Raw genomic sequence first — 23,640 nt, 5'->3', positions numbered from 1 at the left:
GCCGCCGAGCCCGCCAAGCCGGCACAGAGATTTCGAACTCGGGTTCAGCTCGCATGAGCTACCTGATCACCGGACAAGGCCGCACGGCGCCTGCCGTTTCCCGTGCGCGTTGGCTTATCACGATTGGCGGTGAGCGCGACGCAGCGGCCGACCTTGGTGATGGTCAGAAGGGCCAAGAACGAGACCGCTCCAGGTTCGAGTTCCGGCGCCCGCATTCGTAGCCGTCTCCGCGCAGACAAACCGAGCGTCGGCCAGGTCGCCTCCCCTGCAACTGCAGCGGCCGCACGGCCGTTCAGAGACGCCATCACGCACCACGCGCCCAGTCGGGCGGGCGCCGACGGCGCGCCACACTGCCACAAGCATCGCGCAACCGCAGAGCGATTAACCATCCCGGACGATCGCGTTGTCTTCAGCCACAAACCGCTTGCGCCCCGCGCAACCCCCGCTGATCCTTGGCATGTGACGTCACCGACGTCGCGGATTCGCCCTGGTCCCCGCATGAGCGGTGAGGCGGGCGCCGGAAGCTGCGCTAACAGCGACCGACGCCCTGACCATGTCGGCGATCCTGCTGTGACAGGAGAACCAAGCATGGCTTGCGCCATCTATGGTCGGCTGCGCGCCGACCGCAATCCCCCCGGAGAGAGCCTGAGGGCTCAGCAGAGCAGCGCCGGACGCCGCCGGATCAGGCCTGACCGCCGACGCCGCACGCCCGACCTCACGCGCCGCGCGGCGTCGCGGCTGCGCATCGAGCGCTGACGCCAAAGCCCGGGCGCACGTCTTCCGCATCAGCAGCTTCGATCTGACGTCACGTCGCTCGTGACGGCTGCCCGCGGCGGCGCGCGTCCGCGCTTCTGAACCCCTCTGTCTTCATCTCAACTGCGCTGCCGGACGCGGCGCGGAAGGACTCTCTCCATGTCTTCACTCATCTTCTCGGGCGCCAAGCCCCGCCCCCACCTGCTCACCGGGCTGCCGACCGTCTACACCCTGACGCCCACCCTCAGCCGTCCCGTCATCACCGTGATCTCGGGTTCGAGCCTGCCCCTCGGCGACGCCGAGGCGCTGGAGAACGCCGGGGCCTATCTGATCGTCCGCGAGGAGCCCGGCTCGCCGCCCTCCATCTATGTCGGCGAGGCCGGCTTGCTGTCGAACCGGCTCGCCGGGCACAGCCGCCTGCGGCCGAACAGCGGAGCCGTGTTCGTCATCGCGGTCACGTCCGAGCGTGGCGACCTCGCCAAGCCGGATGTCCGCACGCTCGAGCGGCTGATCTACCTCGGGCTTGCCGCCGAGCCGATGATCGAGCTCGACAATCTCGACGAGCCCTCCCACGCGCCGGTCGACCAGCCGCGCTTCGAGCAGCTCTGCTGCTTCACGGCCGACGTGCTGACGCGCATCGGCCAGTCCAGTCTGCTGCCTCTTGGGGGCCGCTGGCGGCAGGCTCTGACCGGCATGAGCATGTGCGCCGAGCTGCTGGTGGAGCCCGCGCTCGAGGCGCTGATCGGCGCCCGGCGCATGCGGACCCGGGGCGGCGGCTACAAGGCCGAGGCCCTGTTCCTGCAGGACGGTCGCTGCCTGCTGAAGAAGGGCAGCCACGTCCGCTCCTTCACGGTCGCCAGCATCGGGACCCGGGCGGCGATCCACCGGCAGGAGGCGCTCTATGCCGGCCTGGTGACCGAGCAGCACGGCGCGCTCATCACGATGCGCGACCTGCTGTTCGAGAACCAGACGCGGCTCGCCTGCTTCGTCTCGGGCAGCACGTCCGGCCACTGGAAGCGCGCCTCCACGCCGAAGGCGGAGCCGCGGGCGGCTTCCGCCGCCTGGCTCACGCTCTGGCGTGAAGCCTCCCCGCAGGCCTGCACGGCGGAGGACGCGAAGAGCATCCGCGAGGTCTTGGGGCGCACCGCGCTGCTCGGCGAGCCGGACTGGCCGCGCGCCGTGCAGGGAGACCTCAAGGCGGCGGTGCGGGCGGCGCTCAGGGTCACCAACCCGCTCCAGGGCGAGCCGGCCGCGACGGGCTCGCTCGACCTCGCCATGAGCGCGGTGCTGGCCTGCGCCATCGACGGGACGCCGAGCGCGGCGGACGTGTTCGACATTCTGCTGATCCGCCTGAAGGCCAGGGGCCTGGCGATCAGCGCGCCGATCGGGATGGGGTTCTGATCATGACCAGCTCCAAAGCCTCCCGCTCCGCAGCCGCTGACACGCCCAAGGGGAAGACGCTGTCCACCAGCGTCTCCCTCGCGCGGCTCGATCGCAGCCCCCACGCGCCGGCAGACAAGGAGACGGCGCAGGTGATCGACGAGCCGTTGCTCCCCTTCATCGAGGGGGCTTCCGATGATGATACGGATCCCGATGACGATCTGGACGGGCCGGATCCGCAGCTGTCGCCGAGCGCGGCCTTCGCGCGAGCCGCGATCGTCGAGCTGCTGCCCCGCAGGGTGTGGCGCGCGTTTGAACGCGGCAAGCCGCTGGTGGTGGTCGTCGAGGCGCCCACGCCGGACTGGGTCCCGCAGCTTGGCCGTGCGGCCGGCGAGCTCTGGCCGCTCTGCCGCATCATCGCGATGAACAAGGCGCCGAGCCGGTTCGAGCAGCTCGTTACGCTGCCGGCCGACCGGCCGGTGCTGGCCATCACCAACAATCCGGCCTGGCTGCCGGCGGGCTATGTGGACGCGGCCGATCTTCGGGTGCGCCTGCGCCTCACGCCGAGGATCGCGCGTGAGGGGCTGCGCCTCGCGCTTGGCCGCAGCGCAGCGGTGACGCCGCGCGACGTCGCAGGCCTCGATCTGCCGGACCTCATGCTGGCGGTAAGGCCCCGTTCCAGCGCCGCGGCCGCTGTTCGGCGCATGCGCCGCACGGCGGAGCGTCGCATCGCGGTTCGGGCAGACCACGCCACCCCGACGCTCGAGCAGCTCAAGGGCTATGGCGGCGCCATGGCTGAGATCGAGACGATCATCGCCGAGGCTCGCGACTGGATCGCGGCGGACGCAGCTGGAGCGCCGCCGCCGAGCATGCTGCTGCATGGCGCGCCCGGCACGGGCATGACCATGTTGGCCAGGTCGATCGCCAGAACGCTCGGCCTGCCGATCGTCACCACCAGCGTCAGCGAATGGTTCGCCAGGACCGAGGGCAACCTCGGCGACGTCGCGAAGGCGGCTCAGACCTTCTTCGACTGGCTGACCGCGGCCGCGCCTGCGATCGGCTTCCTGGACGAGCTGGACGCTCTGCCGGATCGGGAGCGCCTGTCAGACCGCGGACGCGACTGGTGGACGCCTGTGATCACGGGCGTGCTGCTGATGATCGACCGCGTCCGCGCCGAGCGGCCGTCGGTCATCCTGATCGGCGCCACCAACCACATCGATCGGCTCGATGGGGCGCTGAAGCGACCGGGCCGCTTCGACCGTCACATCGAGATCCGCCCGCCGGAGACGGTGGAGGAACTCTCGGAGGTCCTTCGCCATCATCTTGGTGACGATCTGCGAGATCATGACGTCACGAGAGCCGCACGCCTCGGCCTTGGCGCCACTGGCGCGGAGGCGGAGGGCTGGGTGAAGCAGGCGCGTCAGCGCGCCCGCGTTGCCTCTCGGTCCATAACGCTCGCCGACCTCATCGACGCCATCGCGCCGCCGGACGCCACGCCGCTCGAGCTGCGGCGGGCAATCGCCCTGCACGAAGCGGCTCACGCCGTGGTCGGCCTGGCGCTTGGCCGCAAGCTGCTCAGCGTCTCGATCGTCTCCAGAGGAGCCATGGGCGGCGTCACCACCTTCGCGGCCGACACGGGAGTCCTCAGCCGCGGCGATATCGAGCGCGACGTGAAGACGACGCTCGCCGGTCGCGCCGCCGACGTCCTGTTCTCGGGCGGAGCGACGACCGGGGCGACGTCCGATCTGCGGCACGCGACGGCGCTCGTGACCGCGGTCCACGCCTCGTTCGGGCTCGCCGACACGCTGCTCTCACGCGTGCCTCCGGAGCGCGCCGAAAAGGCGCTCGCGCTTGATCCGGAGCTCCGGCGCATCGTCAGCAAAGACCTCGAACGGCTGATGGGGGAGACCATGGAGCTCGTCAGCGCACGCGAGGCGGAGGTGAGGACGCTGGGGGAGCTGCTGCTGGAGCAGCGCTGCTTGATCGGAGGAGCATGCGCCGTGGGCCTGAGGCGAAAGTGGCCGCTTGGGGACTGACGTCTCTGCAGCTGTCGTGGAGCCGGGAAGATCGGCGCACCGCGGCGGCGGAGCAGCGCGGGACACAGGAAGCGCGTCGTATGAAGCTAACCAAGCCGGGCCAAATTTACCCACTAGCGCTAAGGGCATTACTTTATCGGGCGGCGTTCGGGGGCTTTCATCTCATCCCCAGCGCAGCCAGATGAGCGCCGCAAGCGCTAGCGGCGTGACGATCGCGAACACGGTCGAGAGGATCGGCCGCGGATCCTCGTCATGATCCCAGTGCCGGCGACCGTCCTTCCTCATCGCTCTTGTTCTCATTTCGTTCTCATGGAATCCATCTCTCCTGAAGATGGAGATGGATCATGACGGACGCTGCCGAGCGGCTTGAGGACGAGAGCTTAGGCGCGCGCGAAGCCGCCGTCGACGACGCGATTCGGGCGGCCGGCGGGGACCCACGTGCGGCGGTCTGGGCGCTGCTTGTGCAGCTGGCTGAGCGCGAGGAGGCCAGGGCCCTGGCGCACAGCCGGATCTCGCTCGGCTATCGGCGCGGACGCCAGCCGCTGCGGAAGCTCCCGTGACCGTCGAGACGCTCGGCGAAGCTTGGCGCGCCGGCTGGCGCGTGAAGGCGCGCTGCGCGCACGGCAAGCGCGACGGAATGAAGTCGATCCGGGAGTGTCATCGCGAATACGAGCTCGAGATGGAGACGCTCGTCTGGACGCGCGGCGCCGGGCTTCCTCTTGGCGATCTTGCGGGCCGGCTCCGTTGCCCGGCGTGCCGGTCGCTGAAAGTCGCCGTCGCCTTCATGCCGCCTCCGATCACGGACGAGGGCGGCGTCCGTGCGCCCTCGCCACGCGAGGACATGGCGGCGCTGCCGCATCGGGTGGAGCTCTACCGCGCCGGTGGCTCTCTCGACCGCATGATCGCCGCCTCAGCGGACAGCGACGTCGCGCGCGCGGCCTTCCATGCCGCGATCGAGGTTCTGAAGCTGGAGCAGGGGCAGCAGATCGTGCTTCGGCGCTTTGGACAGCTGGTGGCGCAGCATCCGGAACCGGAGCCCTCGACGGAGGCGCCGGCCGCGGTGAACGCGGAGATCGAACGGGTCCGCGCCCACCTTCCGAAGGGCCGCAAGCGGGTCTTTAAGTGAGTCGTCCACCGCGGCAGACTGCGCCGATGTGCAACCTCTACAGCGTCACCAAAGGCCAGGCGGCGATCCGCGAGCTGACCAAGGCTCTCGTCGACCGCACCGGCAACCTCCCACCCATGCCGGCGATTTTCCCGGACTATCCCGCCCCCATCGTCCGCAACTCGGAAGAGGGCCGCGAGCTCGTGCTCGCCCGGTGGGGAATGCCGTCCTCCAGCCGCGCCATTTTCGAGGCGACGAAGAAGCGTGCCGCGGCGCTGGAGAAGAAGGGGCAGCCCGTCGACTTCCAGGCGCTGCTGAGGGCGGAGCCGGACATCGGCACGACCAACATCCGCAACGTCGCGTCTCAGCACTGGCGGCGGTGGCTGGGCCCGGCGAACCGCTGCGTCGTTCCGATGACGTCGTTCTCGGAATACGAGACGAACCCTGAGGGCAAGAAAGTCCCCGTGTGGTTCGCGCTCGACGAGAGCCGGCCGCTCTGCGTGTTCGCCGGGCTCTGGACGAACTGGAGCTGCGTTCGGAAGAAGTCGGAGGGCGAGGTCACCTGCGACGTCTACGGCTTCCTCACGACGGAGCCGAACGCCGTCGTCGCGCTCATCCACCCGAAGGCGATGCCGGTGATCCTCACGACGGCGGAGGAGATCGACGTCTGGATGCGCGCGTCCTGGGATGAGGCGAAGGCGCTCCAGCGTCCGTTGCCGGACGACGCGCTGATGGTTGTCGCGCGTGGTGAAAAGCAGGACGGCGTGGCGCTTTAGGGTCTGAACTCGCGGTCAGCCGTGACGCACATGCGCTACGCCACTGGCCTTCCGACTGCTGAGTGACGCGTTACCTGGTGGAACGGGGCCCCGGCTCCTCCCCTCGCTGATGTTCTTCGCCCGAGCTACCCACGCGGCCTTTGAAGCCCGGCGGCAGAGACGCTGAGGTCTTGTGGTCTTGATGTCTTGAGATCGACGAAACTCGCGTTCTGCGAGCCGCCGCGATTTACTCGACAAGAATTCCTTTTTCCGCGAGGCGATCTCCTCTTACGCTTTTTTGCATAGAGCCCAATAGCCGGCTCCAGTGATCAGCGGTGAGGTCGGAGATGGAATGCGTCGCGTTCATTTCGCAGAAGGGCGGCTCAGCAAAGACCACGAGCCTTATTTCAGTCTCCGTGGCCGCTGCGCGGATGGAAAGGGCCGGCGTCTTGATCCTGGACACCGACATAGCGCAGGGCAGTGCGCTGGCCTGGCGCGGCCGCCGGAACGCTCCCTGGCCTGTGGTGGAAGCGTGTCGCCTGGCTGACGTTGATCGCAGGCTGCGCCGGGCCCGAGATGAAGGCTTCGATCTCGTTTTCGTCGACACCGCCGGTCGTGACGACCCGGCCTTGACCGGCTTGATCGCGTGCTCCGACTTCGTCGCTGTGCCGTGTCGTCCGACGGTGCTGGATCGAGACGCGATCGCGCCCAACGTCTGGTCCTGCCGGAGGGCGGGCGTCGCGTTCGGTGTCTTGCTGACATGCGTGAAGGCGAACACGGAAGCCCGAGTGCAGCAGATCCGAGATTACCATCGCCGGTCTGGCGGCTGCGTGCTTGATGCGCAGCTTTCGGACCGGGTCCGATATCAATCGGCGATCGCGAGCGGTCTCTCGGTCTCCGAGATGTCCGGAGACCCTGAGCTCGCGGACGAGCCGAAGGTCGCCTGGCGAGCGATCCGCCGCCGGCTTGCTCAGACCGCAGGAGCGTGACGTGAGCTCCGCACACAGAACCCTCCTCGACGAGATCCGCGACGTGGCCGAGCGTGATCCGGATCTGACGGCCGCAATTGGAGCTGTGGACCAGCTAGTCGTGCGTACGCCTCGCGCGGTGATCGACGATCTGCACGATCTCGCTCGGACGCACCGCGTGTCCGTCAACGCTTTCGTCCATCATCTGCTCGATGTGGGACTCGAAGCCATCGGCCGTCCGACGATCCGCGACAGGGCTCCGGCGATAGCCCGCTACCTTAGCCGGACCCGCAAATCTCGCCCGGCGCCGCTGGGGATCCGCATGCCGCCGCCGCGCCCCGATCTCGCAGAGGTGTCGACCCTCTATCGTCCTTCGCGCCCCCGGAAAAAAACATAGCCTAGTCGGTCATAGGATATCGATCGCGCCCGATGGCACGTTCGATGATCGCGTGTCTCTTTCCAGACTCTCGGGCATCAACGTCTCGAAGGAGACAGCGATGCCAAAGTTCGACTTTTTCCACATCATCGGGTACCCGCGAGCCGCCCGCAAAACCGGCGATCCGAAGGCGCATGTCGCCGGGATCATCGCCGAGGCTGAACGCCAGCGGCATGCCTGCCGCCACGTTCCGTCGCCGATGAAGCCGATCCGCCTCTTCGGCGGCTCGCCCAGCGAGGCGGCCGCCGAGGCGATCGCGCAGGCTGATCACGCCAGAGACGCCATCGGAAGAAAAGTCCGGATCGACGCCATCGTCATGTTCGCCGCAGTCGCGAGCTACCCGAAGCAGACAAGCAGCGTCGTGAGCCGTGATCACGGCGGCCGCCGCAGGATCGTCGATCCCGCCTTCCTCGCCTGGAAGGAAGCGGCGCTGAAATGGGCGCAGAAGCAGTTTGGCTCCGCGCTTAAGTCCGCGGTCCTGCACCTCGACGAGGAATATCCTCACATCCACTTTTTCATCGTGCCGCCACTCCTGGAGGGCCGGCTGCGGCACGATCTGATCCACTGCGGTCGCGCCGCGATCGTCGCCGCCAGGGAAAAGAGCGTCGTCGCAGGCGCGCCCGCGCCCGGCTCCGACAGGGAAAGTAAGCGGGCCGAGCGGCTCGCTTACTGCACGGCGATGAGCGGCCTGCTGGACGATTATCACGACGCTGTCGGCTCCCGGTTCGGCCATGAGCGCTATGGTCCTCGTCGCCGCCGGCGGACGCGCGAAGTCCATCTGACGACGCGGCGCCTCGAGCGCGAACGGGACAAGGCGATCATGGATGCGAAGCGCCGGCTTCAGAACCGCCTTATCGAGCTGAGGAACGAGGACGAAGCACGTCTGGCGGCGCGCGAGGCTGAAGCGGCCGAGGAGTTCCACAGGGCCAGGCGTTACCGCGCCTCCATGGACGCGGAGCTCGCAGCGCAGCGGTCGCGCGGCGACAATGCTGAAGCCGCTCTGGCGGATGCGCTCGCCATCCTCGAGGCCCATGGCCTCAGCCCGTCTGTCGTCCCTCGGTCGTGCGGCTGACACGTCTCGCGCCCGGGCCTTGACCTGGCGCGCTGGGGTGGCGCACCGTCCACCCGCGCGTCGGCGGAAATCCTTGATGCCTCAAGGGCCGCAGAGAGAGCTTGTATGCAGGTGGGGTTCCTCCCGCCCCAGCCATACATCCCGAGAGCTTCTTGGGAAAGTGTCCTGCGGACAAAGCCGACATGGCGGAACAGGACGCTCCCGGATGCCGGACATAAGCCGGCAGTTCGCTGATGCCCGCGACCAACGCCAGCAGGGACGTCATCGGGTTCTAACGGCGACTGATGTCGGTCTCCCAATCGCAGGCGCTGCAGCAACGAGACCAACGTTCCACACTTCTGTTGACTTCCACAGAAGTGTGGAGCACCCTAATTTCGTGAACGCGAACGAACTCAAGAAGCTCCTCGCCAGGAGCGGCTGCACCTTCGAGACACACCGGGGCGGCAGCGGTCACCTGACGGTGAAGCGTGACGGCCGGACCTCTCAGCTTCCGATGCATGGCCGTAAGGAGCTCGGCACGGGGCTCGTGAACAAGATCCTCAAGGACCTGGGACTGAAGTGATGCTCGCGTACAAGATCCAGACCACACCGGATGACAACGGCACGTTCCTTGTCACCTGTCCCGATCTGCCGGAGGTCACCACCTACGGCGAGGATGGTCCGAGCGTCCTGTCGAACGCCGTCTCCGCTATCGAGGAGGCGATCGCCGCGAGGATCGCAGAGGGCGCCGAGATCCCGACGCCGGCCTTGAAGGCCGGCGACAGCGTGGCGCGGCTTCCGGCGCTCACCGCCGTGAAGACCCTGCTTTACATGGCTCTGAAGGCTCAAGGCATGTCGCGGGCTGAACTCGCGCGCCGCCTTGGCTGGCATCGTGAGCAGGTGGACCGGCTCTTCCGGTTGGATCACGCCTCGCGGCTTGATCAACTGGAAGCCGCCTTCGATGCGCTTGGGCGGACCCTCGATGTCAGGGTGCTCGAGGCGGCCTGACACCCGCTAGACGCCTTGGGCGAACCGCGGCGCATATTCGGCCGTCCGCTTGGCATTGCTGGAGGCGCAGCGCCTTCCAGCGGGAAGCCTTGAGGCCGCGCCGCTGAAGCTCGTGCGCCGCATCGTTCGAGAGCGCGCGCATCCGCGCTCCCGAACGTGCTTGGCGGTGAGGACAGTCCTGCTCGCAGGCCTCCGCCAGCCCACACGGCGCCGGTCACGCCGGCTTCACTGGAGGAGCAGGCGGCTCGCCGGGATGTAGTTGCGGCCCTGCACATGGGTGTGCTGCGCCGCGGTCGACAGGTCGCGCAGACGACGCTGCAGGGACGAGCTTTCGTAGACGGCCGAGGCGCCGCAGAGCTCGAAGCATTTCTGGGTCACCCGCAGGCAGGCCTGCGTGATCCAGGCCGCCGACTGGAGGAGCGCCGGGTGCGGGAGCCCCGGCTGAAGCAGGCCGGCCTCGGCGTCGTTCCACAGCCGCGCGGTCTCGGCGTCGGTGAGCGCCTCGGCCGCCCTCAGTTCAGCCTGGGCCTGACCGAGCTGGAACTGAAAGACCTCGGAATCCTTCAACGCCGTCGCGGAGCCGAGCAGGCGGCGGCCGGCTTTCGCCGCGGCGACGAGGTCGTCGAGCGCGCCTTCGGCGACGCCCAGCGCCAGGGGGCAATGCATGAGCGCCGCGATCTGCATCGCCCGGCCCTGGAGCGGGCCCGGCAGGCAGGAGCGCGCCGACCCGACGTCGATCGCGTCGCTTTCCGGGATCACCGCGCCATCAACCACCACATGATGGCTCGCCGTGGCCTCGAGCCCCAGGGCGCGCCAGGTGTCTTCAATCCGTATGTGCCGGCGCGGCACGAGCACCATCCGCATCGCCGGGACGCCTTCCATCGGGCCGGGAAGCGGCGCGCCGTCCCGGGTCAGCACGCAGGCGAGCGCCATCCAGTGCGAATCCTCGCAGCCGCTCGCGAACGGCCAGCGGCCGGTGACGCGCAGTCCTTCCGGCGTCGCCTCGGCCTGTCCGCCGGGCTGGTTGCTGGCGTTGAGCAGGACGTCCGGGCCATCGCCCATCACGGCCTCGTACCGGTCGCGGGGCAGCAGAGGCAGGCCGAGTTGCACCACCATGCGCACGCCCGCGACCCATCCGACGGAGGCGTCGAGCCGCGCGAGGCGGCGGATGATCGTGCCGATGGTCGCGAGGTCGACCTCGAGGCCGCCGTGGCTCCGCGGGGCGGTCGCCCGGTAGAGGCCGGCCGCGCCGAGCCGCTCCATGATGACCGGCGATATCCGCCGCTCCGCCTCGCCCTTCGACGCCTCCGCGACGATCACCGGCGCGAGCGCGTCGATCTCGGCGAGGATGCGCGCCGCTCCGGCCGGCTCCTCGAAGCGCTCACGCATGCGGGCGGCCGCGCCCAGGCTCGATTGTCTGTCCATCGCCATCTCGCTTCTCCGGCGGGCCGCCGGCCGGGATGGCGCGGGCGGTCCTGAAGGGCCGCGAGGTAGCTGGCCTCGGTTACACGGGCATGGCGCGATCGGCCGCCCCATTACGAATGCAACACAAGGGGCGCTGGGGAGCCGGCGCATCTTCGCGCATCAGCGGAGCGCCATTACTTCTGTAGCAGGACAAACCCCAAGTGAAACGCGACTGCATTATCCATACTTGCAGATCACCTCCAGGAACGCCGCCGCGCCAGCCCCGTCGCACTGACGGACTTGCTTCGGCGGAGCCGCACACGGGCCGAGCGACACGGGCCCCGGCGCTCTCGGAGGGGTAATCGCGATGAAGCCTGACGTCTCCGCGAGCGCGCCCGGCGCGCCTCGCATGTCAGCGAGTTGGCTCGCGGCGGGCGGGCTCGGCCTGATCGCCATCGGCGGTCTGCTCGCCGCCGGCGCCCCGACCGCCGCCGACATTCCCGCGCAGATCGCCGCGCCCGGCAAGGTCGAGATCGCGCGGCTGCACGCTGAGGGCGTCCAGATCTACGAATGCGTCGCCGGGCCGGCGGGCCTGGCGTGGCGGTTCCGGGAGCCGCTCGCCACGCTGCTGCAGGACGGCAAGACGGTCGGCCGCCACTTCGCAGGTCCGAGCTGGGAGCTTTCCGGAGACGTGGTCGTCGGCCGCGTGGAAGCCCAGAGCCCGGGCCCGACCGCCGGCGACATCGCCCAGCTCAAGCTCGCCGTCGTCCGGCGAAGCGGCGAGGGATCGCTCGCGCAGGCCACAACGATCCAGCGGCTGGAGACCCATGGCGGCGTCTTCAGCGGGATCTGCGGCGAGCCCGGCGCTCTCCATCTCCAACCCTACGCCGCGGAGTACGTCTTTCTCCGCGGCTGAGCGCCCGTCGCGCCGCCCCGCCCACAAGTTCCGCATCGAACCCGAAGGCGATCCTCGCCTCCGGCTCCCCCTCCGTTCCTCTCGGGAAAGGATCGACCGTGGCCATGACACGCCGCACCCTGCTGACCGTCGCCGCCGGCGCGACGGCGATCGTCGCGACCTCGCGCGACGGCTTCAGCCAGTCCTACGACAACACGAGCGCGGGCGGCTCCTCCGGTCCGTTCCAGCTTCCTCCCCTGCCCTACGCGGCGAGCGCGCTGGAGCCGAGCATCGACGCCCAGACCGTCGCTCTGCATCACGGCCGGCATCATGCGGCTTACGTCGCCAACCTGAACCAGGCCGCGAAGGTCGCCCCGGAGATCGCGAAGCGCCCCATCGAGCACGTGCTCTCCCGCCTCGGCGACCTGCCGGACGCCGTGCGCGCCACGGTGCACAACAATCTCGGCGGCCATGCGAACCACTCGATGTACTGGCTGGTCATGGGCGGCGCCGGAGGCGCGCCGACCGGCGAAGCCATGGAGGCGATTGAGCGCGACTTCGGCGGGCTCGATGACCTGCAGCGCCGGTTCAACGCAGCCGGCGCCGGCGTTTTCGGGTCGGGCTGGGTGTTCGTGACGGTCGACCGGACGGGCAGGCTCGCGATCGAGACCCGGCCGAACCAGGACACGCCCCTGATGGACGGCAAACGCGTCCTGTTCGGCAACGATCTGTGGGAGCACTCCTACTACCTCAAGTATCAGAGCCGGCGCGCCGACTACCTCAAGGCGTGGTGGGACGTGCTGAACTGGGCGCGCATCGAGGAACGCTACCGCGCCGCCCGGACGGGCGAACTGACCATCTAGCGCGACGCCGACGATCCGAGGCGACCGCCTCACGCGGCGGCGCGGCCGTCGGCGTTGCTGGCGCGGTCTGAAGACGACTTCACCCTCAGACGAGGACATCCAGAGATGACGTACGAAGCACTTCCCTCATCCCGAAGCATCGGGACGGTGCGCGCCGCGGTGCTCGGGCGCGCGGTTGTCCTGGGGGCCTCGTTGCTCCTGCTCGCAGACGGCATCCTCCAGATCCTTTCGCCGGACGTGATGGTGCGCGCCCTGACGCAGATCGGCTTCGCCGCGGACCAGGGCCCGCGACTTGCGGTCATCACCCTGACCTGCGCGGCCCTGCTTGCGATCCCCCGGTTCGCGCCGCTCGGGGCGGTGCTCACGACCGGCTTCCTCGGCGGAGCGATCTGCTCGCATTTTCGGGTCGAGGGGTTCGGGTCCCCGCCTCAGCTTTTGAGCATCTTCCTCGGGCTCTCGATCTGGGTCGGGCTGGCGCTCGCGGACGTCCGGGTGCGCGCCGCGCTGCTGGGCGGTCCGAAGCGGCCGCTCGCCGACTGAAGCAGGCGCGAGGGGCGACCAGCGCTTTCGCGGCGGCCGGCATGAATTCGGCGCCCCATTCCCCGGAAGACGCAATTACAGGCGTAACCAGCGGAACATCTGGGTGCAACGCGCCGGGTCTTCATTCAGTCATCGAAGCCCTTCAGCCGCCGGTCATCCCTTGTTCGAAATCATGATGCGCCCGACCGAGGCCGACGTCCGGCGACGGTCCAAGCTGAGCCGCAGGAAGCTTTTTCCCTCCTCTCGACGGGACGGCGCGGCCGCGCCGCTACGGCCGGCGCGCAGCCGCAGCGTCGGCGTGGTCGCGCTTGCGGCGTCCGTCCTCGGGATCGCGGCCGCGGACGCGGTCGGGACCAAGAGCGGCGGCGGCGCGAGGGTGCGGCCCGGAATCTACCTCTCGGCCTCCGTCGCCCTCTCCCTCCAGCCGGACGGCGCGTTCCTGGTCCAGGAACTCGGAGGCGCTCGCCAGGCGGTCGGCCGCTACGAGAGCCGCGCCGGCGCCATCACCTTCGTGAACGGCGACGGCGACGTCGGAAGAACCCGGTTTCCCTTCACCTGCCGGGTCGCCAGCGTCTTCGGAGGATTTGCGGTCGACCCCGCGCAGCCGGGATGCCGGACGTTCGCCGGCCTCACCTTCCGAAGCGCCGATTGATGGCGAAGGAGGACAGCGGCGATCTTCTGCGGGCGACAGATCCGGCGCTCCGGAACGCCGCCCGCTTCGGCGGGACGGACGACCACCTGGCCGCGCTTTCGCGCGGCACGCGCCTGTTCGAGTACCGGATCGACGCCGTGCTGGGCCACGGCGGCTTCGGCATCACCTATCTGGCCGAGGACACGCTTCTCAGGGAGCCGGTCGCGGTCAAGGAGTTCTTTCCCGCGCACGCGGCGATCAGGGCCAGCGACCAGTCGGCGCGGGCGCGGTCGAGCCGGGACGCCGCGACCTTCGACGCCGGCGTCGCGTCCTTCCTGGACGAGGCCCGGATCATCGCCCGCGTTCGGCACCCCAACATCGTGCAGGTCCGCAGGTTCTTCGAGGCCCACGGCACCGGCTACATCGTGCTGGACTTCGTGCAGGGCCGCTCGCTGGAGGCGACGCTCGAGGAGGCGCCGCTGCCGGAGCGCCGCGTCCTCAGCATCCTGAACGGCGTGCTCGATGGGCTGGGCGCGCTCCATGACCGGGCCATCCTGCATCGCGACCTAAAGCCGAGGAACGTGATCCTGCGCGACGACGACACGCCGGTCCTCATCGACTTCGGCGCGGCGCGCGATTTCGGACTGCGCCACAGCGCGACCGTCACCCAGATCGTATCGCCGAACTACTCGCCGCCCGAGCAGTACGGCATCGGGGATCAGCAGGGACCCTGGTCGGACATCTACTCCCTTGGGGCGATCCTCTACCGGGCGGTCACCGGCAAGGTTCCGACCGACTCCCTGAGGCGCCTGCGGGACGATCCGCTTCCGCCCGCCGGCGTCGCCGCCGCGGGGCGCTACGACGAGGCGCTTCTTCGGCTCGTCGATGCGCTGCTCGCGATCGAGCCCGCCGGGCGGCCGGCCTCGGTCGCCCACGCAAGAAGCCTGCTGCCGGCCGCCGCGCAGGCTCCTGCGGCGCCCGCGCCCGGCGGGGGCGCCAGGTCCGCGAGCGGCCGCGCGAAAGTCGTCGGCCTCGCGGTCGCGACCGTCGTCATCGTCGCCGGGGCCGCGGCGTTCCTGCTGCCGCGGGCACGGGCGCCGGAAGCCGATGCGCCCGCGATAGCGAGCGCGCCGCCCAAGGCGCTTTCCGAGCGGGAGACCGCGGGTCTTCGTCCCGGCGCCACGTTCAAGGATTGCCAGGACTGCCCCGTGATGACGGTGGCGCCCGCCGGGGCGTTCCGGATGGGCTCCGACGACGGCCGCGCCGACGAGCGGCCGGTGCGCATCGTGACGCTGGCGAAGCCCTTCGCGATCGGCCAGCGCGAGGTGACGCGGCGTGAATGGGTCGCCTGCGTGGCCGCGGGAGGCTGCGAGCCGCTCGCCCGGAATCCGCGCGCCGCGGACGACCGCGCGCCCGCCACCGGCGTCAGCTGGAACCAGGCTCGCCGCTACGCCGACTGGCTCTCCGACGCGACCGGCCAGCCCTACCGCCTGCCGAGCGAGGCCGAGTGGGAATACGCCGCGCGGGGCGGCGCAGTCGGCTCGTTCTGGTGGGGCGACGAGGTCGGGGAGACCCACGCGAATTGCGCGGACTGCGGCGGCGCCCGGGGCGCCGTCGTGGCGACGGGCAGCTTCCCGCCCAACGGCTTCGGGCTCTACGACACAGCGGGAAACGCGGCCGAGTGGGTCGAGGATTGCTGGACCCCGGACTACCGCTCGGCACCGTCGGACGCGCGCGCTGTGACCACTCCGGATTGCGGACAGCGCGTGCTCCGGGGCGGCGGCTTCAACAGCGACGCCCGCTATGTGCGGTCCGCCGCGCGCTTCAAGTACGACGCGGCGGTCCCCTACGTGACCAACGGGTTGCGGGTCGTGAGCGATCTCGCGGCCGCCCCCGCGCCGGCAGCGCGGCCATAGGAGGCGGCATCATGGCCATCATGATCAGGACGCTCGCGGCAAGCCTGGCCTTCACGCTGGGGAGTTGCGCCCTCGCCGCTGCGCAGACCGCCGAGCGGCGCGTCTACGCCGCCTCGCCGACGCTGCGACGCGACCTCGAGGCGCGCGATTTCGACGTCGCGCAGGTCGAAGGCGTCGTCAACGGCATCGCCCGGAGCGCCGCATCCGGCGACCCTGCGCCGATCCTGGAGCTGACGGCCCCGCAGGTGCGGGTGACGGAAGGCGCGTCCAACACCGTCGTGCCCAGGGAGCAGCTGCGGACGGTCGCCGAAAAACTGCTGAAGGCCGCGCAACTCCGGGAGGCCGTGACGGACGAAAGCCGGATGATCGTCCGCGGCGACGAGGTCGGCCTCGCGGGCGGCGAGTTCTGGATCGCGCAGACCTGCGCGGACGCCGCCTGCTCAAAAAAAAACAGCGCGATCGTGACGATCAACCTGCCATGACGGCCGCGCTCTCGCCCCCGCCGCCCTGCGTCGCCGCCGGCTCCGCCGACGAGCTCACCGACCGGCTGAAGAACCTCCTGATCTTCGAGGAGGGCCGCATCGTGCGGAACGGGCTGCATGTGTCCTACCGGGACAGCAAGGGCATCGCGACCATCGGCTACGGGTTCAACCTCGAGGACGGCGGCGCGGCGGGCGTCCTGCGCCGCGTGACGGCGAAGACGACGTCCGACCTGATCGCCAAGGCGGCCTTCCTGACCGAGCCCGAAGCTCAGTCGCTGCTGCTGATATCGGAGTTCGTGGCTCTCAACGGCGTGTGCCGCCACTTCCCCCGCTTCCGCGTCATCGACCTGCCGCGCCAGATCGTCCTGTCGGCGATGGTCTACCAGATGGGCGAGGCGCGGTTCGGCAAGTTCCGGCGGCTGATCCCGGCCGTGCAGGCGCAGGACTGGCCGGCCGCCACGGCGTCGATGGAGCAGTCCAAGTGGAGCCGCTCGGACTCGCCCCTGCGCGCGCGCCGCATGGCTGCGGCGATGCGGACCGGCGCCTTCCCGCCCTTCGCGAGGCCGAGCCCGCCCGGACAGCGCTTCGCGGCGCCGATCGCGGCGGACGGCCTGGACACCGCCACGCCGACGGACGCGGGCGCGCCGCCGGAGCGAAAGCCATGGCCCTTCGACAACGAGTGACGGCTTCAGCGCCCGCGTCTGGTCAGCGCCCCTCGAACCCAGGGAAGATCATGTTCAGGAAAGCCGCGACCCACGTTGATCCGAGCCGGCGGCCGGGGCCGCCGCCTGAGCGGAGCGCCGGCTGCTTCCTGCGCGGATGGCGGTCAGCCGCCGTCGCCGCCCTGCTTCTCGCGGGCGCGGCCGCCGACGTGCGGGCCGACCAATCCCACGCGGCGCCGCCGCACGCCGAGCCAACGCGGGCGCCGGAGGGGGCGGCCGTCTATTTCATCGATCTCCAGGACGGCGCGCGCGTGCCGCTGAAGCTCCGGGTCCGCTTCGGCCTGTCCAACATGGGCGTCTCGCCGGCCGGCGTGGCGTTCCCCGGAACCGGCCACCATCACCTGCTCATCGACGCCCCACCGCCCGCGCCCGACCGGCCGATCCCCGCCGACGACAATCATCTGCATCTCGGCCAGGGCCAGACCGAGGCCGACATAGAGCTCAGCCCCGGCCCCCACACGCTGCAGCTCGTGATCGGCGACAAGGATCACGCGCCGCTCGAACCGTCCGTGGCCTCGCCCACGATCAACGTCGTCGCCGTCCCGCCACGCCTGTCGGCGCCGGCCGGGGCCGAGGTCTACCTGGTCGGGCTGCGCGACGGCCAGACCGTCCCGCCGCGCATGACCGTCTATTTCGGCCTTCGGGGCATGGGCGTCGCTCCGGCGGACGCCGGCGCCCGGCCGAACTCCGGGCATCATCATCTGCTGGTCGACGCGGGCGAGCTCTCGCCGGACGATCTCCTTCCGCAGGACGATCGTCATCGCGGCTTCCCGGACGGCGCCACCGAGGCGGAACTGCGGCTCCCGCCCGGGCGGCACACGCTGCAGCTCGTCTTCACCGACGCGGACGGCCGGCAGTTCGATCCGCCGGTGATGTCGAAGCGCCTGTCGGTGGTGGTCCGTTTGGCCGGAAAGCAGGGGCGCTAGACCATGTCGAGCTTCTCGATCGGCCGCGCGCCGAGCTGCGACATCGTCGTCGTCGATCCGACCGTGTCCCGCCAGCACGCCCGGCTCAGCGCCGTGGGGCCCGGCCGGTTCCTGTTCGTGGACACGGGAAGCACCGCCGGTAGCTGCCGCAGGGAGGGCGACGACTGGCTGCCGATGACGGAGGCGCAGCTCGCGGCCGGGGACCTCATCCGCCTCGGCGAGTTCGAGACGACGGTAGGGGATCTTCTCGAGCGCGCAAAACTGCCCTCTCCCACGCGGCCGCTCCGTCGCGTGGAAAGGGACCCCCTCACGGGGCGGATCGTGGTGCGCAATCGATGACGATCGCAGCCGCCGAACCGGCGACGCCGGACGGCCTCTCTGGAAGCCGCCCCCGGCTCGAAGACCGCCGGGCCACGCTCGCGGCGGCCACCGGCCTGTTCGGCGTCGCGCTCTGCGCAGCCTTCCACGCCGTGCTGCCCGACGCCGCCGCGAAGATCATGATAGACCGCGGCGGCCTGCTCTATCCGTTCTCCGTGCAGAACGTCATGTGGATCGTGTTCTGCATCGCGGCGGGCGAGCTCGCGCTGCGGATGCGCGCCGCCTCCCGCGAGTTGCGGCAACTGACCCTGGGCTACCTGCCGGAAGACCCGAGCGTCGTGCTGCAGGCCGACGATCTCGAACTGATCTACCGGCGGGTGCGCGAGAGCGGCGCGGCGGAGCGCAGCTTCCTGCCCCGGCTGATCTCCCGCTGCATCCTCCAGTTCCAGATCAGCTCCTCGGTCGAGCAGTGCACCATGCTGATGAACTCCACGCTCGACCTGATCTCCCACGAGATCGAGCTGCGCTACGCCCCGCTCCGCTACATCACCTGGCTGATCCCGTCGCTCGGCTTCATCGGCACCGTGACGGGCATCGGCCACGCCCTGTCCTACGCGGGCGAGCCCGGCCGGCTCCAGGAGCCCACGCTGCTGACCGAGGTGACCGCCCGGCTCGCCGTGTCGTTCGACGGAACGCTGGTGGCGCTGCTGATGGCCGCGGTCCTGCTGTTCTGGCAGGGCGTCGCGGAGGCGCGCGAAGAGCACGCCCTCAATCTCTCGGGCCAGCGCTGCCTCGATCATCTCATCAACCGGCTCTACGTCCCGAACCCCGAGCCGGCCGCATGAAGGCGCCCCCGTGTTCAGACGCATCCTCGCCCTGTTGTCGCGCTCGCCCCGCCGCGCCCCGCTTCGGCGGACGCCCGAAGCCGAGCTCGCCGCGACCCGCGGGCCGGACAGGGAGCTCGACGTCACCGTCTTGCCGCCTCGACCAGTCCCGGTCTCCGCTCGCCTGGCCTGGCCGGCCCGCGACGCCAGCCGAGGACGGGAACGCGCGAGGGAGGAGCAGGCCGCCTCGCGGCCCGAGGATCACGGCGGGACGCGCCGCGACCTGGCCCGTGACCCGGACGCGACCGTGGTGGCGCCGAGACGCGCGGTCCCGCATCCCGGTCCCGAAGCAACGGGAGGTTCCTGACGGCCCCACGCAGCGCACAGCCGCCCCGGCGGCCGCGGACTGAGCCGCCGCCATGCTTCGCCGGCGACGCCGCCACATCGAGATCTTCAGCATCTCCGCGCTCGATCTGTTCGCGTCGGCGCTCGGCGCCTTCATCCTCGTGACGATCATCCTGTTCCCCTATTACGGCGAAGGGCGCACCGCGCCCGAGCGGCTCGCGCTCAAGGACGAGACGATCCGGAGGCTGGAGAGCCAGCTCGAAGCCGCGCGGCCGCCGGGGCCGCCTTTCGTGCTGGTGCGTATCCGCTGGGCCGCGAGCGGCGCCGACGTCGACCTGCACGTGACCGACCCGGCCGGACAGGAGTTCTTCTGGCGCCGGCCGAACGCCAGCGGCCTCGACTACGCCTCGAGCGCCGCGGAACTCAGCTCCGACATGACCGGAGGCCCGGGCGTCGAAGTCTGGGAGCATCCGGCGGCGACGCCCGGCCCCTACCAGATCGATTATGTGGCGAACGGCCTGCCGGCCGGGTCGACCGTCGAGGTGAGCGGCGCGGTGTTCGACCGGACGGGACGCCGCGCGCTTCCGCCCCGGACGCTGCGGACCGCCAGGGAGCGGGTGCGGGCGGCCACGCTCACGGTGGAGGACGACGGCCGTGTCGTCATTCGGTGACGCCCGCGCGCGACGGCGCATCCCGATCTGCCTCGCCTTGGCGGCGGCTCTGACGTCATCCGCCGCAGCCGGGGCCGACGAGGGCCAGCCGGATTTCTGGCTCGGCTTCGGCCGGAACGCGGCGCTCTGCGCGGGGCGGGGCGAGCCGTCGCCGGTCAAGATCGCCGGCGCCTCCTGGGGCGTCCTCGCAAGCGGGGCGGCGCGCTGCCAGGACGAGGGCGACGCCTACGTCGTGACCGTCGACTATCTCAACGTGTCGATGGACCCGAGCGACGGCGGCGCGACGCGGGAGACGGGCGAGCTCCACTTCGACTGGCTCGGCCTCTCATTGTACCGCCCGGCGGAACGCGGCCGGAAGGTCGACTGGCTGTTCGACGACGCTCGACCGGTCAAGGTGACGCTGCGCCGGGACGATCCCGATCGCGTTGTGCTCGGGAAGATCGCTTTCCGGGTCCCGAAGCAGCGCGCCGATCGTGCGAGCAACCTCCTTTTCTATCTCACCTTCAACAATTTGGTGGTGGCCGTTCATGTCCTGTGAGCGGATGCTGGCGGCGCGGGCCCGGCGGCTCATGGGGATCGCCGCGATCGTCGCCCTGACCGCGTTCTCCCCCGCGGAGGCGCCGGCGCCGGAGAAGCCGGACACAGCTCGAAGGAGCTACGACTTCGCCCCTCCTCGCCCGGGCGAAATGCGCCCGAATCCCGAGAGCGGGACGGGGTCCCCGCCGAAGCTCGCCCAGTTCGGGCCGTCCTCCGCCTCGGGAGAGCAGAAGCGCCAGGCGACCTATCCGCCGGCTGCGCCAGCCGCATCCGGTTCTCCGGAACCGGATGCGGCTGGATCGGCCGACGCGCCTCCATCCGCTACCCTTCCCGAGAAGCCCCTGACGTCAGCCGAGACCGCGCTGGCGGAGCGCATCAGTCAGTTCGGGATCGACGCCATCGCGGGCGGCGCGGCAGGGGGAGACCAGCCCGAGCCGAGCGCACGCGATCTCCTCCGACGAAGCCTCGCCGTCCTCGACGCGGCGGCTCCGTCCGCCGAGAGGCCGCCGGCGTCCGGGGGCGCTCCGGATGCGCTCGACGATCTGCTCGCAGCGCCGCTGGCCTGCAGCTTCCACGCCGTGTCGGTCGGCCAGTTCCGTGGGCTGGACTACGGACCCGGCGCGCCGAGCGGCTCGTCGACGCTGCTCATCGCGGCTTCCGCCGAGGACGTGCGGCGGCGGCGCGCGGCGCTGATCGACCGAGACGGCGCGACCGTCGCGCGCATCATCAGGACCGACAGGCAGGCCCTGCTCGCCTCCGTGAACCCGAACGGCGACGCCGCGACCCTGACGCTGTTCGTCTCGGCGGGACGGAGCGGCGGCGTTCCGAGCGCCCTCGGCCGACAGGCGATGATCGGCGCCACGCCGCTCCTCGTGCAGAGCACAGGCGTGTGTCGCCCGGTTCCGAAACCGCGCGCGCCGGCGCACTCCGACCGGTAGCGCCGGCGGCGGCGAGGATCGGATGCCATCCACGCGCGAAGGCCGATTACCGCTGTGTTGAAGCCCGACGATCCTGAAACCGTCGCGTAATCGAGCGGGCCGAGGCTCCGGATCAACGACACGCACCCGCAAGAGGATGACGCCGGCGCTCTCATGCCCGGCGACGCAGATCGTTCATGGCTTCTTCCCACCCGGCGCGGCCCCCCGTCCCCGACGAGCAAATCACCCGGCGCGCCGGAGCGGCTCGCTGATGGCCGGCGGATCGTCCCCGCTCCTGCTGCTCAAGTCGCCGCTCGGCGCTGACCGGCGGCCATTCCAGGACGAGACGCTTCATGCGGTCAGCATGAGCGCCCGGGAGCGGCTGAGCGCGCCGTTCGAGATCGACGTCCTCGCCGTCTCGACCATCCGGGCGCTCGACCCCGACAGACTGCTCTACCAGCCTGTCACGATCACCGTGCGGCTCAAGGACGGGCATGAACGACTGTTCCACGGCGTCGTCCGCCGCATGGAGGCGCTCGGCAGCGACCAGCGCGACCGGTGGCGGTACCGGCTGGAGATCGTCCCGCGCCTCTGGTTCCTCAGCCAGATCAGCGATTGCCGGATCTTCCAGCAGAAGACGGCGATCGACATCCTGAAGGAGATCTTCGGGGAGCACGGCGTCGAGCATGTCGAGTTCCGCGTCCTTAGCCGCGGCGGCGTCCGCCCCTACACGACCCAGTTCGGCGAGACCGACCTGCAGTTCGTCCAGCGGATCATGCAGGAGAGCGGCTATTTTTACTTCTTCGAGCATTCCGCCTCGAAGCACGTCCTGGTCATAGCGGATCACAACCAGGCGTTCCGGCCGCAGGTCGATACCGTGCATCGGGTCGTCTATCAGGGCGACAACAGCGACATCGTGGACGCCTGGAGCGACGCGCGCGAGACCACCTATGGCCGCGTGCAGCTCCAGGACTACGATCCCGAAAAGCCGCGCAAGCCGGTGAACGGCGAACGGCGGACGCGCCTCCGCACCGCAGGCGCCGCGCGGCGAAGGGCCTATCGCTGGCCGGCGATGACCACGGACAACGCCGTCGCCGCCGATCGCGCCCGGTTCCGGCAGGAGGCGGCGGAGGCGTCCGCGGCGCTCTGCAGCGGGCACGGCTACGATCCCAATTTCTGCCCCGGCTTCCGCTTCACGCTGGCGACCGATCCGATCACGGGCGCGCGGAGCGTCGAGCATGTGATCCACAGCGTGGTCCACACGGCGGCGGACGACACCTGGCTCGGCGGCGCCGGGGAGGCCAGCTTCGAGAGCAGTTTCGTCTGCTTCCGGCAGGCGGTGACATGGCGGGACGACCTGTCGATCCCGCGCCCGGCGATGACCGGCGTGTTCTCGGCGATCGTGCTCGGCGAGCCGGGCGAGGAAATCCACTCGGACCGTCTGGCGCGGGTCAAGGTTCAGCCGCTGTTCGATCACCGCAAGGACACCACGGCGGCGAAGTCGATCTTCGTCCGCATCCTTCACGCCTGGGCCGGAGACGGCTGGGGCTGGCAGCATCTGCCGCGCGTCGGCACGGAAGTCGGCATCTCCTTCATGAACGGAGATCCGGACAATCCGGTCGTGGTCGGCTGTTTCTACCACGACGAGAATCTGCCGCCCTTTCCGGCGCCGGCCGAGCAGACGAAGCAGGGCTTCAGGAGCCGCTCCACCCTGCGAGGCAGGACAAGGGACTACAACGAGCTGTCCTTCGATGATCGCGCGGGCCAGGAGGTCGTGCTTCTCCACGCGCAGAAGGACCACAAGGTCGAGGTCGAGAACGACCAGGACGTCGAGATCGGCCGCGACCGGACCGTCGCCACCATCCGCGACGACAGCCTGACCAGCCGCACCGGCGCCGTCTCCATAACGGCGGCCGCAGGCGCGGTCACCGTGACCGCGGCGACCACGCTGACCCTGAGGGTGGGGGCGAGCTCCATCGTCCTGACCCCCGCCGGCATCAGGATCGCGACCCCCGCTCTCAGCATCCAGGCGCCGGCGATCCAGACAGTCGGCGCCACCTTCAACGTCACCGCGGCGACGTTCACCGTGCAGGCGGGCGCGGTCGTCCTCGCGACGCCGCTGTTCGAAGCGCCGCCTCCGATACCGGCCTGAGGAGC

At 70.1% G+C, this 23,640-nt stretch carries 27 protein-coding genes; 25 read left to right on the top strand and 2 right to left on the bottom strand.

Translation table 11 applies throughout. From position 1 onward, the window contains the following. Nucleotides 1-588: 588 nt before the first annotated feature. The 3 genes from GGR24_RS02375 (at nucleotide 589) to GGR24_RS02365 (ending at nucleotide 4,169) form a co-directional block, all read left to right on the top strand. Nucleotides 589-756 (top strand): hypothetical protein, encoded by a 168-nt coding sequence (locus GGR24_RS02375; protein WP_183393684.1) that lies wholly within the window; start codon nucleotides 589-591, stop codon nucleotides 754-756. A gap of 156 nt (nucleotides 757-912) precedes the next feature. After that, nucleotides 913-2,154, top strand: a complete 1,242-nt coding sequence (locus tag GGR24_RS02370) for a DUF4357 domain-containing protein (protein WP_183393683.1) — start codon at nucleotides 913-915, stop codon at nucleotides 2,152-2,154. Between the two features lie 2 nt (nucleotides 2,155-2,156). Further along, the gene (locus tag GGR24_RS02365) at nucleotides 2,157-4,169 is read left to right on the top strand and encodes an AAA family ATPase (RefSeq protein WP_183393682.1); all 2,013 of its coding nucleotides are present in this window, start codon (nucleotides 2,157-2,159) and stop codon (nucleotides 4,167-4,169) included. 162 nt (nucleotides 4,170-4,331) lie between these two features. Here GGR24_RS02365 and GGR24_RS17745 read toward each other — a convergent pair whose 3' ends face one another. Beyond that, nucleotides 4,332-4,454, bottom strand: a complete 123-nt coding sequence (locus tag GGR24_RS17745) for a hypothetical protein (RefSeq protein ID WP_281375283.1) — start codon at nucleotides 4,452-4,454, stop codon at nucleotides 4,332-4,334. A gap of 59 nt (nucleotides 4,455-4,513) precedes the next feature. On the opposite strand from GGR24_RS17745, the gene GGR24_RS02360 reads away from it, so the two are divergent. The 8 genes from GGR24_RS02360 to GGR24_RS02325 all read left to right on the top strand — a co-directional run bounded on the left by GGR24_RS02360 (nucleotide 4,514) and on the right by GGR24_RS02325 (nucleotide 9,492). Further along, complete coding sequence (locus GGR24_RS02360; RefSeq protein WP_183393681.1) at nucleotides 4,514-4,729, top strand: hypothetical protein; 216 nt, start codon at nucleotides 4,514-4,516, stop codon at nucleotides 4,727-4,729. Then, nucleotides 4,726-5,295, top strand: coding sequence for a hypothetical protein (locus tag GGR24_RS17545; RefSeq protein WP_246397911.1), 570 nt, complete (start codon nucleotides 4,726-4,728; stop codon nucleotides 5,293-5,295). The genes GGR24_RS02360 and GGR24_RS17545 overlap by 4 nt, the downstream gene beginning before the upstream one ends. Nucleotides 5,296-5,321: 26 nt before the next feature. Next, entirely contained in the window at nucleotides 5,322-6,050 is a 729-nt protein-coding gene (locus GGR24_RS02350) for an SOS response-associated peptidase (protein ID WP_183393680.1), read from the top strand. A 326-nt stretch (nucleotides 6,051-6,376) separates the two neighbouring features. Beyond that, the gene (locus GGR24_RS02345; protein WP_183393679.1) at nucleotides 6,377-7,018 is read left to right on the top strand and encodes a ParA family protein; all 642 of its coding nucleotides are present in this window, start codon (nucleotides 6,377-6,379) and stop codon (nucleotides 7,016-7,018) included. Nucleotide 7,019: 1 nt separating this feature from the next. Further along, complete coding sequence (locus tag GGR24_RS02340) at nucleotides 7,020-7,394, top strand: hypothetical protein (protein WP_183393678.1); 375 nt, start codon at nucleotides 7,020-7,022, stop codon at nucleotides 7,392-7,394. Nucleotides 7,395-7,494: 100 nt separating this feature from the next. Then, entirely contained in the window at nucleotides 7,495-8,505 is a 1,011-nt protein-coding gene (locus GGR24_RS02335) for a plasmid recombination protein (protein ID WP_183393677.1), read from the top strand. Between the two features lie 376 nt (nucleotides 8,506-8,881). Further along, nucleotides 8,882-9,067 carry a type II toxin-antitoxin system HicA family toxin gene (locus GGR24_RS17540; RefSeq protein WP_183393676.1) on the top strand — a complete coding sequence of 62 codons (186 nt, stop codon included), beginning with the start codon at nucleotides 8,882-8,884 and terminating at the stop codon, nucleotides 9,065-9,067. Beyond that, nucleotides 9,067-9,492 carry a type II toxin-antitoxin system HicB family antitoxin gene (locus GGR24_RS02325; protein ID WP_183393675.1) on the top strand — a complete coding sequence of 142 codons (426 nt, stop codon included), beginning with the start codon at nucleotides 9,067-9,069 and terminating at the stop codon, nucleotides 9,490-9,492. The genes GGR24_RS17540 and GGR24_RS02325 overlap by 1 nt, the downstream gene beginning before the upstream one ends. Nucleotides 9,493-9,717: 225 nt before the next feature. On the opposite strand, the gene GGR24_RS02320 is transcribed toward GGR24_RS02325, so the two are convergent. Continuing rightward, the gene (locus GGR24_RS02320; RefSeq protein ID WP_183393674.1) at nucleotides 9,718-10,923 is read right to left on the bottom strand and encodes an acyl-CoA dehydrogenase family protein; all 1,206 of its coding nucleotides are present in this window, start codon (nucleotides 10,921-10,923) and stop codon (nucleotides 9,718-9,720) included. A gap of 382 nt (nucleotides 10,924-11,305) precedes the next feature. Here GGR24_RS02320 and GGR24_RS02315 point away from each other — a divergent pair, with 382 nt between their 5' ends. From GGR24_RS02315 to GGR24_RS02250, 14 genes are all read left to right on the top strand, one after another. Next, a complete protein-coding gene (locus GGR24_RS02315; protein ID WP_183393673.1) occupies nucleotides 11,306-11,812 on the top strand; it encodes a DUF3455 domain-containing protein in 507 nt (168 codons plus the stop codon). Nucleotides 11,813-11,916: 104 nt separating this feature from the next. Next, nucleotides 11,917-12,654 (top strand): superoxide dismutase, encoded by a 738-nt coding sequence (locus GGR24_RS02310; RefSeq protein ID WP_183393672.1) that lies wholly within the window; start codon nucleotides 11,917-11,919, stop codon nucleotides 12,652-12,654. Between the two features lie 105 nt (nucleotides 12,655-12,759). Next, nucleotides 12,760-13,194, top strand: a complete 435-nt coding sequence (locus GGR24_RS02305) for a DoxX family protein (protein ID WP_183393671.1) — start codon at nucleotides 12,760-12,762, stop codon at nucleotides 13,192-13,194. Between the two features lie 160 nt (nucleotides 13,195-13,354). Further along, nucleotides 13,355-13,846 (top strand): hypothetical protein, encoded by a 492-nt coding sequence (locus GGR24_RS02300; protein WP_183393670.1) that lies wholly within the window; start codon nucleotides 13,355-13,357, stop codon nucleotides 13,844-13,846. After that, complete coding sequence (locus tag GGR24_RS02295; RefSeq protein WP_183393669.1) at nucleotides 13,846-15,741, top strand: bifunctional serine/threonine-protein kinase/formylglycine-generating enzyme family protein; 1,896 nt, start codon at nucleotides 13,846-13,848, stop codon at nucleotides 15,739-15,741. Before GGR24_RS02300 ends, GGR24_RS02295 begins: the two co-directional genes overlap by 1 nt. A gap of 11 nt (nucleotides 15,742-15,752) precedes the next feature. Then, nucleotides 15,753-16,223 (top strand): hypothetical protein, encoded by a 471-nt coding sequence (locus tag GGR24_RS02290; protein ID WP_183393668.1) that lies wholly within the window; start codon nucleotides 15,753-15,755, stop codon nucleotides 16,221-16,223. Beyond that, a complete protein-coding gene (locus tag GGR24_RS02285) occupies nucleotides 16,220-16,906 on the top strand; it encodes a lysozyme family protein (RefSeq protein ID WP_183393667.1) in 687 nt (228 codons plus the stop codon). The genes GGR24_RS02290 and GGR24_RS02285 overlap by 4 nt, the downstream gene beginning before the upstream one ends. A 50-nt stretch (nucleotides 16,907-16,956) precedes the next feature. Beyond that, complete coding sequence (locus GGR24_RS02280; protein WP_183393666.1) at nucleotides 16,957-17,871, top strand: DUF4399 domain-containing protein; 915 nt, start codon at nucleotides 16,957-16,959, stop codon at nucleotides 17,869-17,871. A gap of 3 nt (nucleotides 17,872-17,874) precedes the next feature. After that, entirely contained in the window at nucleotides 17,875-18,210 is a 336-nt protein-coding gene (locus tag GGR24_RS02275; RefSeq protein WP_183393665.1) for an FHA domain-containing protein, read from the top strand. After that, nucleotides 18,207-19,034, top strand: a complete 828-nt coding sequence (locus tag GGR24_RS02270) for a MotA/TolQ/ExbB proton channel family protein (protein ID WP_183393664.1) — start codon at nucleotides 18,207-18,209, stop codon at nucleotides 19,032-19,034. Before GGR24_RS02275 ends, GGR24_RS02270 begins: the two co-directional genes overlap by 4 nt. A gap of 398 nt (nucleotides 19,035-19,432) precedes the next feature. Further along, nucleotides 19,433-20,029: a DUF2135 domain-containing protein gene (locus GGR24_RS02265; protein WP_183393663.1), complete on the top strand. Its 597-nt coding sequence runs from the start codon at nucleotides 19,433-19,435 to the stop codon at nucleotides 20,027-20,029. After that, nucleotides 20,013-20,567, top strand: coding sequence for a hypothetical protein (locus GGR24_RS02260; protein WP_183393662.1), 555 nt, complete (start codon nucleotides 20,013-20,015; stop codon nucleotides 20,565-20,567). The genes GGR24_RS02265 and GGR24_RS02260 overlap by 17 nt, the downstream gene beginning before the upstream one ends. Continuing rightward, nucleotides 20,557-21,504 carry a hypothetical protein gene (locus tag GGR24_RS02255; RefSeq protein WP_183393661.1) on the top strand — a complete coding sequence of 316 codons (948 nt, stop codon included), beginning with the start codon at nucleotides 20,557-20,559 and terminating at the stop codon, nucleotides 21,502-21,504. The genes GGR24_RS02260 and GGR24_RS02255 overlap by 11 nt, the downstream gene beginning before the upstream one ends. A 250-nt stretch (nucleotides 21,505-21,754) precedes the next feature. Next, nucleotides 21,755-23,635: a type VI secretion system Vgr family protein gene (locus tag GGR24_RS02250; RefSeq protein WP_183393660.1), complete on the top strand. Its 1,881-nt coding sequence runs from the start codon at nucleotides 21,755-21,757 to the stop codon at nucleotides 23,633-23,635. Nucleotides 23,636-23,640 lie beyond the last annotated feature (5 nt).

It is taken from the genome of Hansschlegelia beijingensis (genome assembly GCF_014196425.1).
In the GTDB taxonomy this organism is placed as follows: Bacteria; Pseudomonadota; Alphaproteobacteria; order Rhizobiales; family Methylopilaceae; genus Methylopila; species Methylopila beijingensis.
The sequence above is the reverse complement of the archived record's forward strand: the minus strand, read 5'-3'. Positions and strand labels throughout refer to the sequence as shown.

Excerpts from the sequence above, each read along its gene's own strand:
- GGR24_RS02375 (WP_183393684.1), top strand. The coding sequence starts at position 589 with ATGGCTTGCGCCATCTATGGTCGGCTGCGCGCCGACCGCAATCCCCCC.
- GGR24_RS02370 (WP_183393683.1), top strand. The coding sequence starts at position 913 with ATGTCTTCACTCATCTTCTCGGGCGCCAAGCCCCGCCCCCACCTGCTC.
- GGR24_RS02365 (WP_183393682.1), top strand. The coding sequence starts at position 2,157 with ATGACCAGCTCCAAAGCCTCCCGCTCCGCAGCCGCTGACACGCCCAAG.
- GGR24_RS17745 (WP_281375283.1), bottom strand. The coding sequence starts at position 4,454 with ATGAGGAAGGACGGTCGCCGGCACTGGGATCATGACGAGGATCCGCGG.
- GGR24_RS02360 (WP_183393681.1), top strand. The coding sequence starts at position 4,514 with ATGACGGACGCTGCCGAGCGGCTTGAGGACGAGAGCTTAGGCGCGCGC.
- GGR24_RS02350 (WP_183393680.1), top strand. The coding sequence starts at position 5,322 with ATGTGCAACCTCTACAGCGTCACCAAAGGCCAGGCGGCGATCCGCGAG.
- GGR24_RS02345 (WP_183393679.1), top strand. The coding sequence starts at position 6,377 with ATGGAATGCGTCGCGTTCATTTCGCAGAAGGGCGGCTCAGCAAAGACC.
- GGR24_RS02335 (WP_183393677.1), top strand. The coding sequence starts at position 7,495 with ATGCCAAAGTTCGACTTTTTCCACATCATCGGGTACCCGCGAGCCGCC.
- GGR24_RS02325 (WP_183393675.1), top strand. The coding sequence starts at position 9,067 with ATGCTCGCGTACAAGATCCAGACCACACCGGATGACAACGGCACGTTC.
- GGR24_RS02320 (WP_183393674.1), bottom strand. The coding sequence starts at position 10,923 with ATGGCGATGGACAGACAATCGAGCCTGGGCGCGGCCGCCCGCATGCGT.
- GGR24_RS02315 (WP_183393673.1), top strand. The coding sequence starts at position 11,306 with ATGTCAGCGAGTTGGCTCGCGGCGGGCGGGCTCGGCCTGATCGCCATC.
- GGR24_RS02310 (WP_183393672.1), top strand. The coding sequence starts at position 11,917 with ATGACACGCCGCACCCTGCTGACCGTCGCCGCCGGCGCGACGGCGATC.
- GGR24_RS02305 (WP_183393671.1), top strand. The coding sequence starts at position 12,760 with ATGACGTACGAAGCACTTCCCTCATCCCGAAGCATCGGGACGGTGCGC.
- GGR24_RS02295 (WP_183393669.1), top strand. The coding sequence starts at position 13,846 with ATGGCGAAGGAGGACAGCGGCGATCTTCTGCGGGCGACAGATCCGGCG.
- GGR24_RS02290 (WP_183393668.1), top strand. The coding sequence starts at position 15,753 with ATGGCCATCATGATCAGGACGCTCGCGGCAAGCCTGGCCTTCACGCTG.
- GGR24_RS02285 (WP_183393667.1), top strand. The coding sequence starts at position 16,220 with ATGACGGCCGCGCTCTCGCCCCCGCCGCCCTGCGTCGCCGCCGGCTCC.
- GGR24_RS02280 (WP_183393666.1), top strand. The coding sequence starts at position 16,957 with ATGTTCAGGAAAGCCGCGACCCACGTTGATCCGAGCCGGCGGCCGGGG.
- GGR24_RS02275 (WP_183393665.1), top strand. The coding sequence starts at position 17,875 with ATGTCGAGCTTCTCGATCGGCCGCGCGCCGAGCTGCGACATCGTCGTC.
- GGR24_RS02270 (WP_183393664.1), top strand. The coding sequence starts at position 18,207 with ATGACGATCGCAGCCGCCGAACCGGCGACGCCGGACGGCCTCTCTGGA.
- GGR24_RS02265 (WP_183393663.1), top strand. The coding sequence starts at position 19,433 with ATGCTTCGCCGGCGACGCCGCCACATCGAGATCTTCAGCATCTCCGCG.
- GGR24_RS02255 (WP_183393661.1), top strand. The coding sequence starts at position 20,557 with ATGTCCTGTGAGCGGATGCTGGCGGCGCGGGCCCGGCGGCTCATGGGG.
- GGR24_RS02250 (WP_183393660.1), top strand. The coding sequence starts at position 21,755 with ATGGCCGGCGGATCGTCCCCGCTCCTGCTGCTCAAGTCGCCGCTCGGC.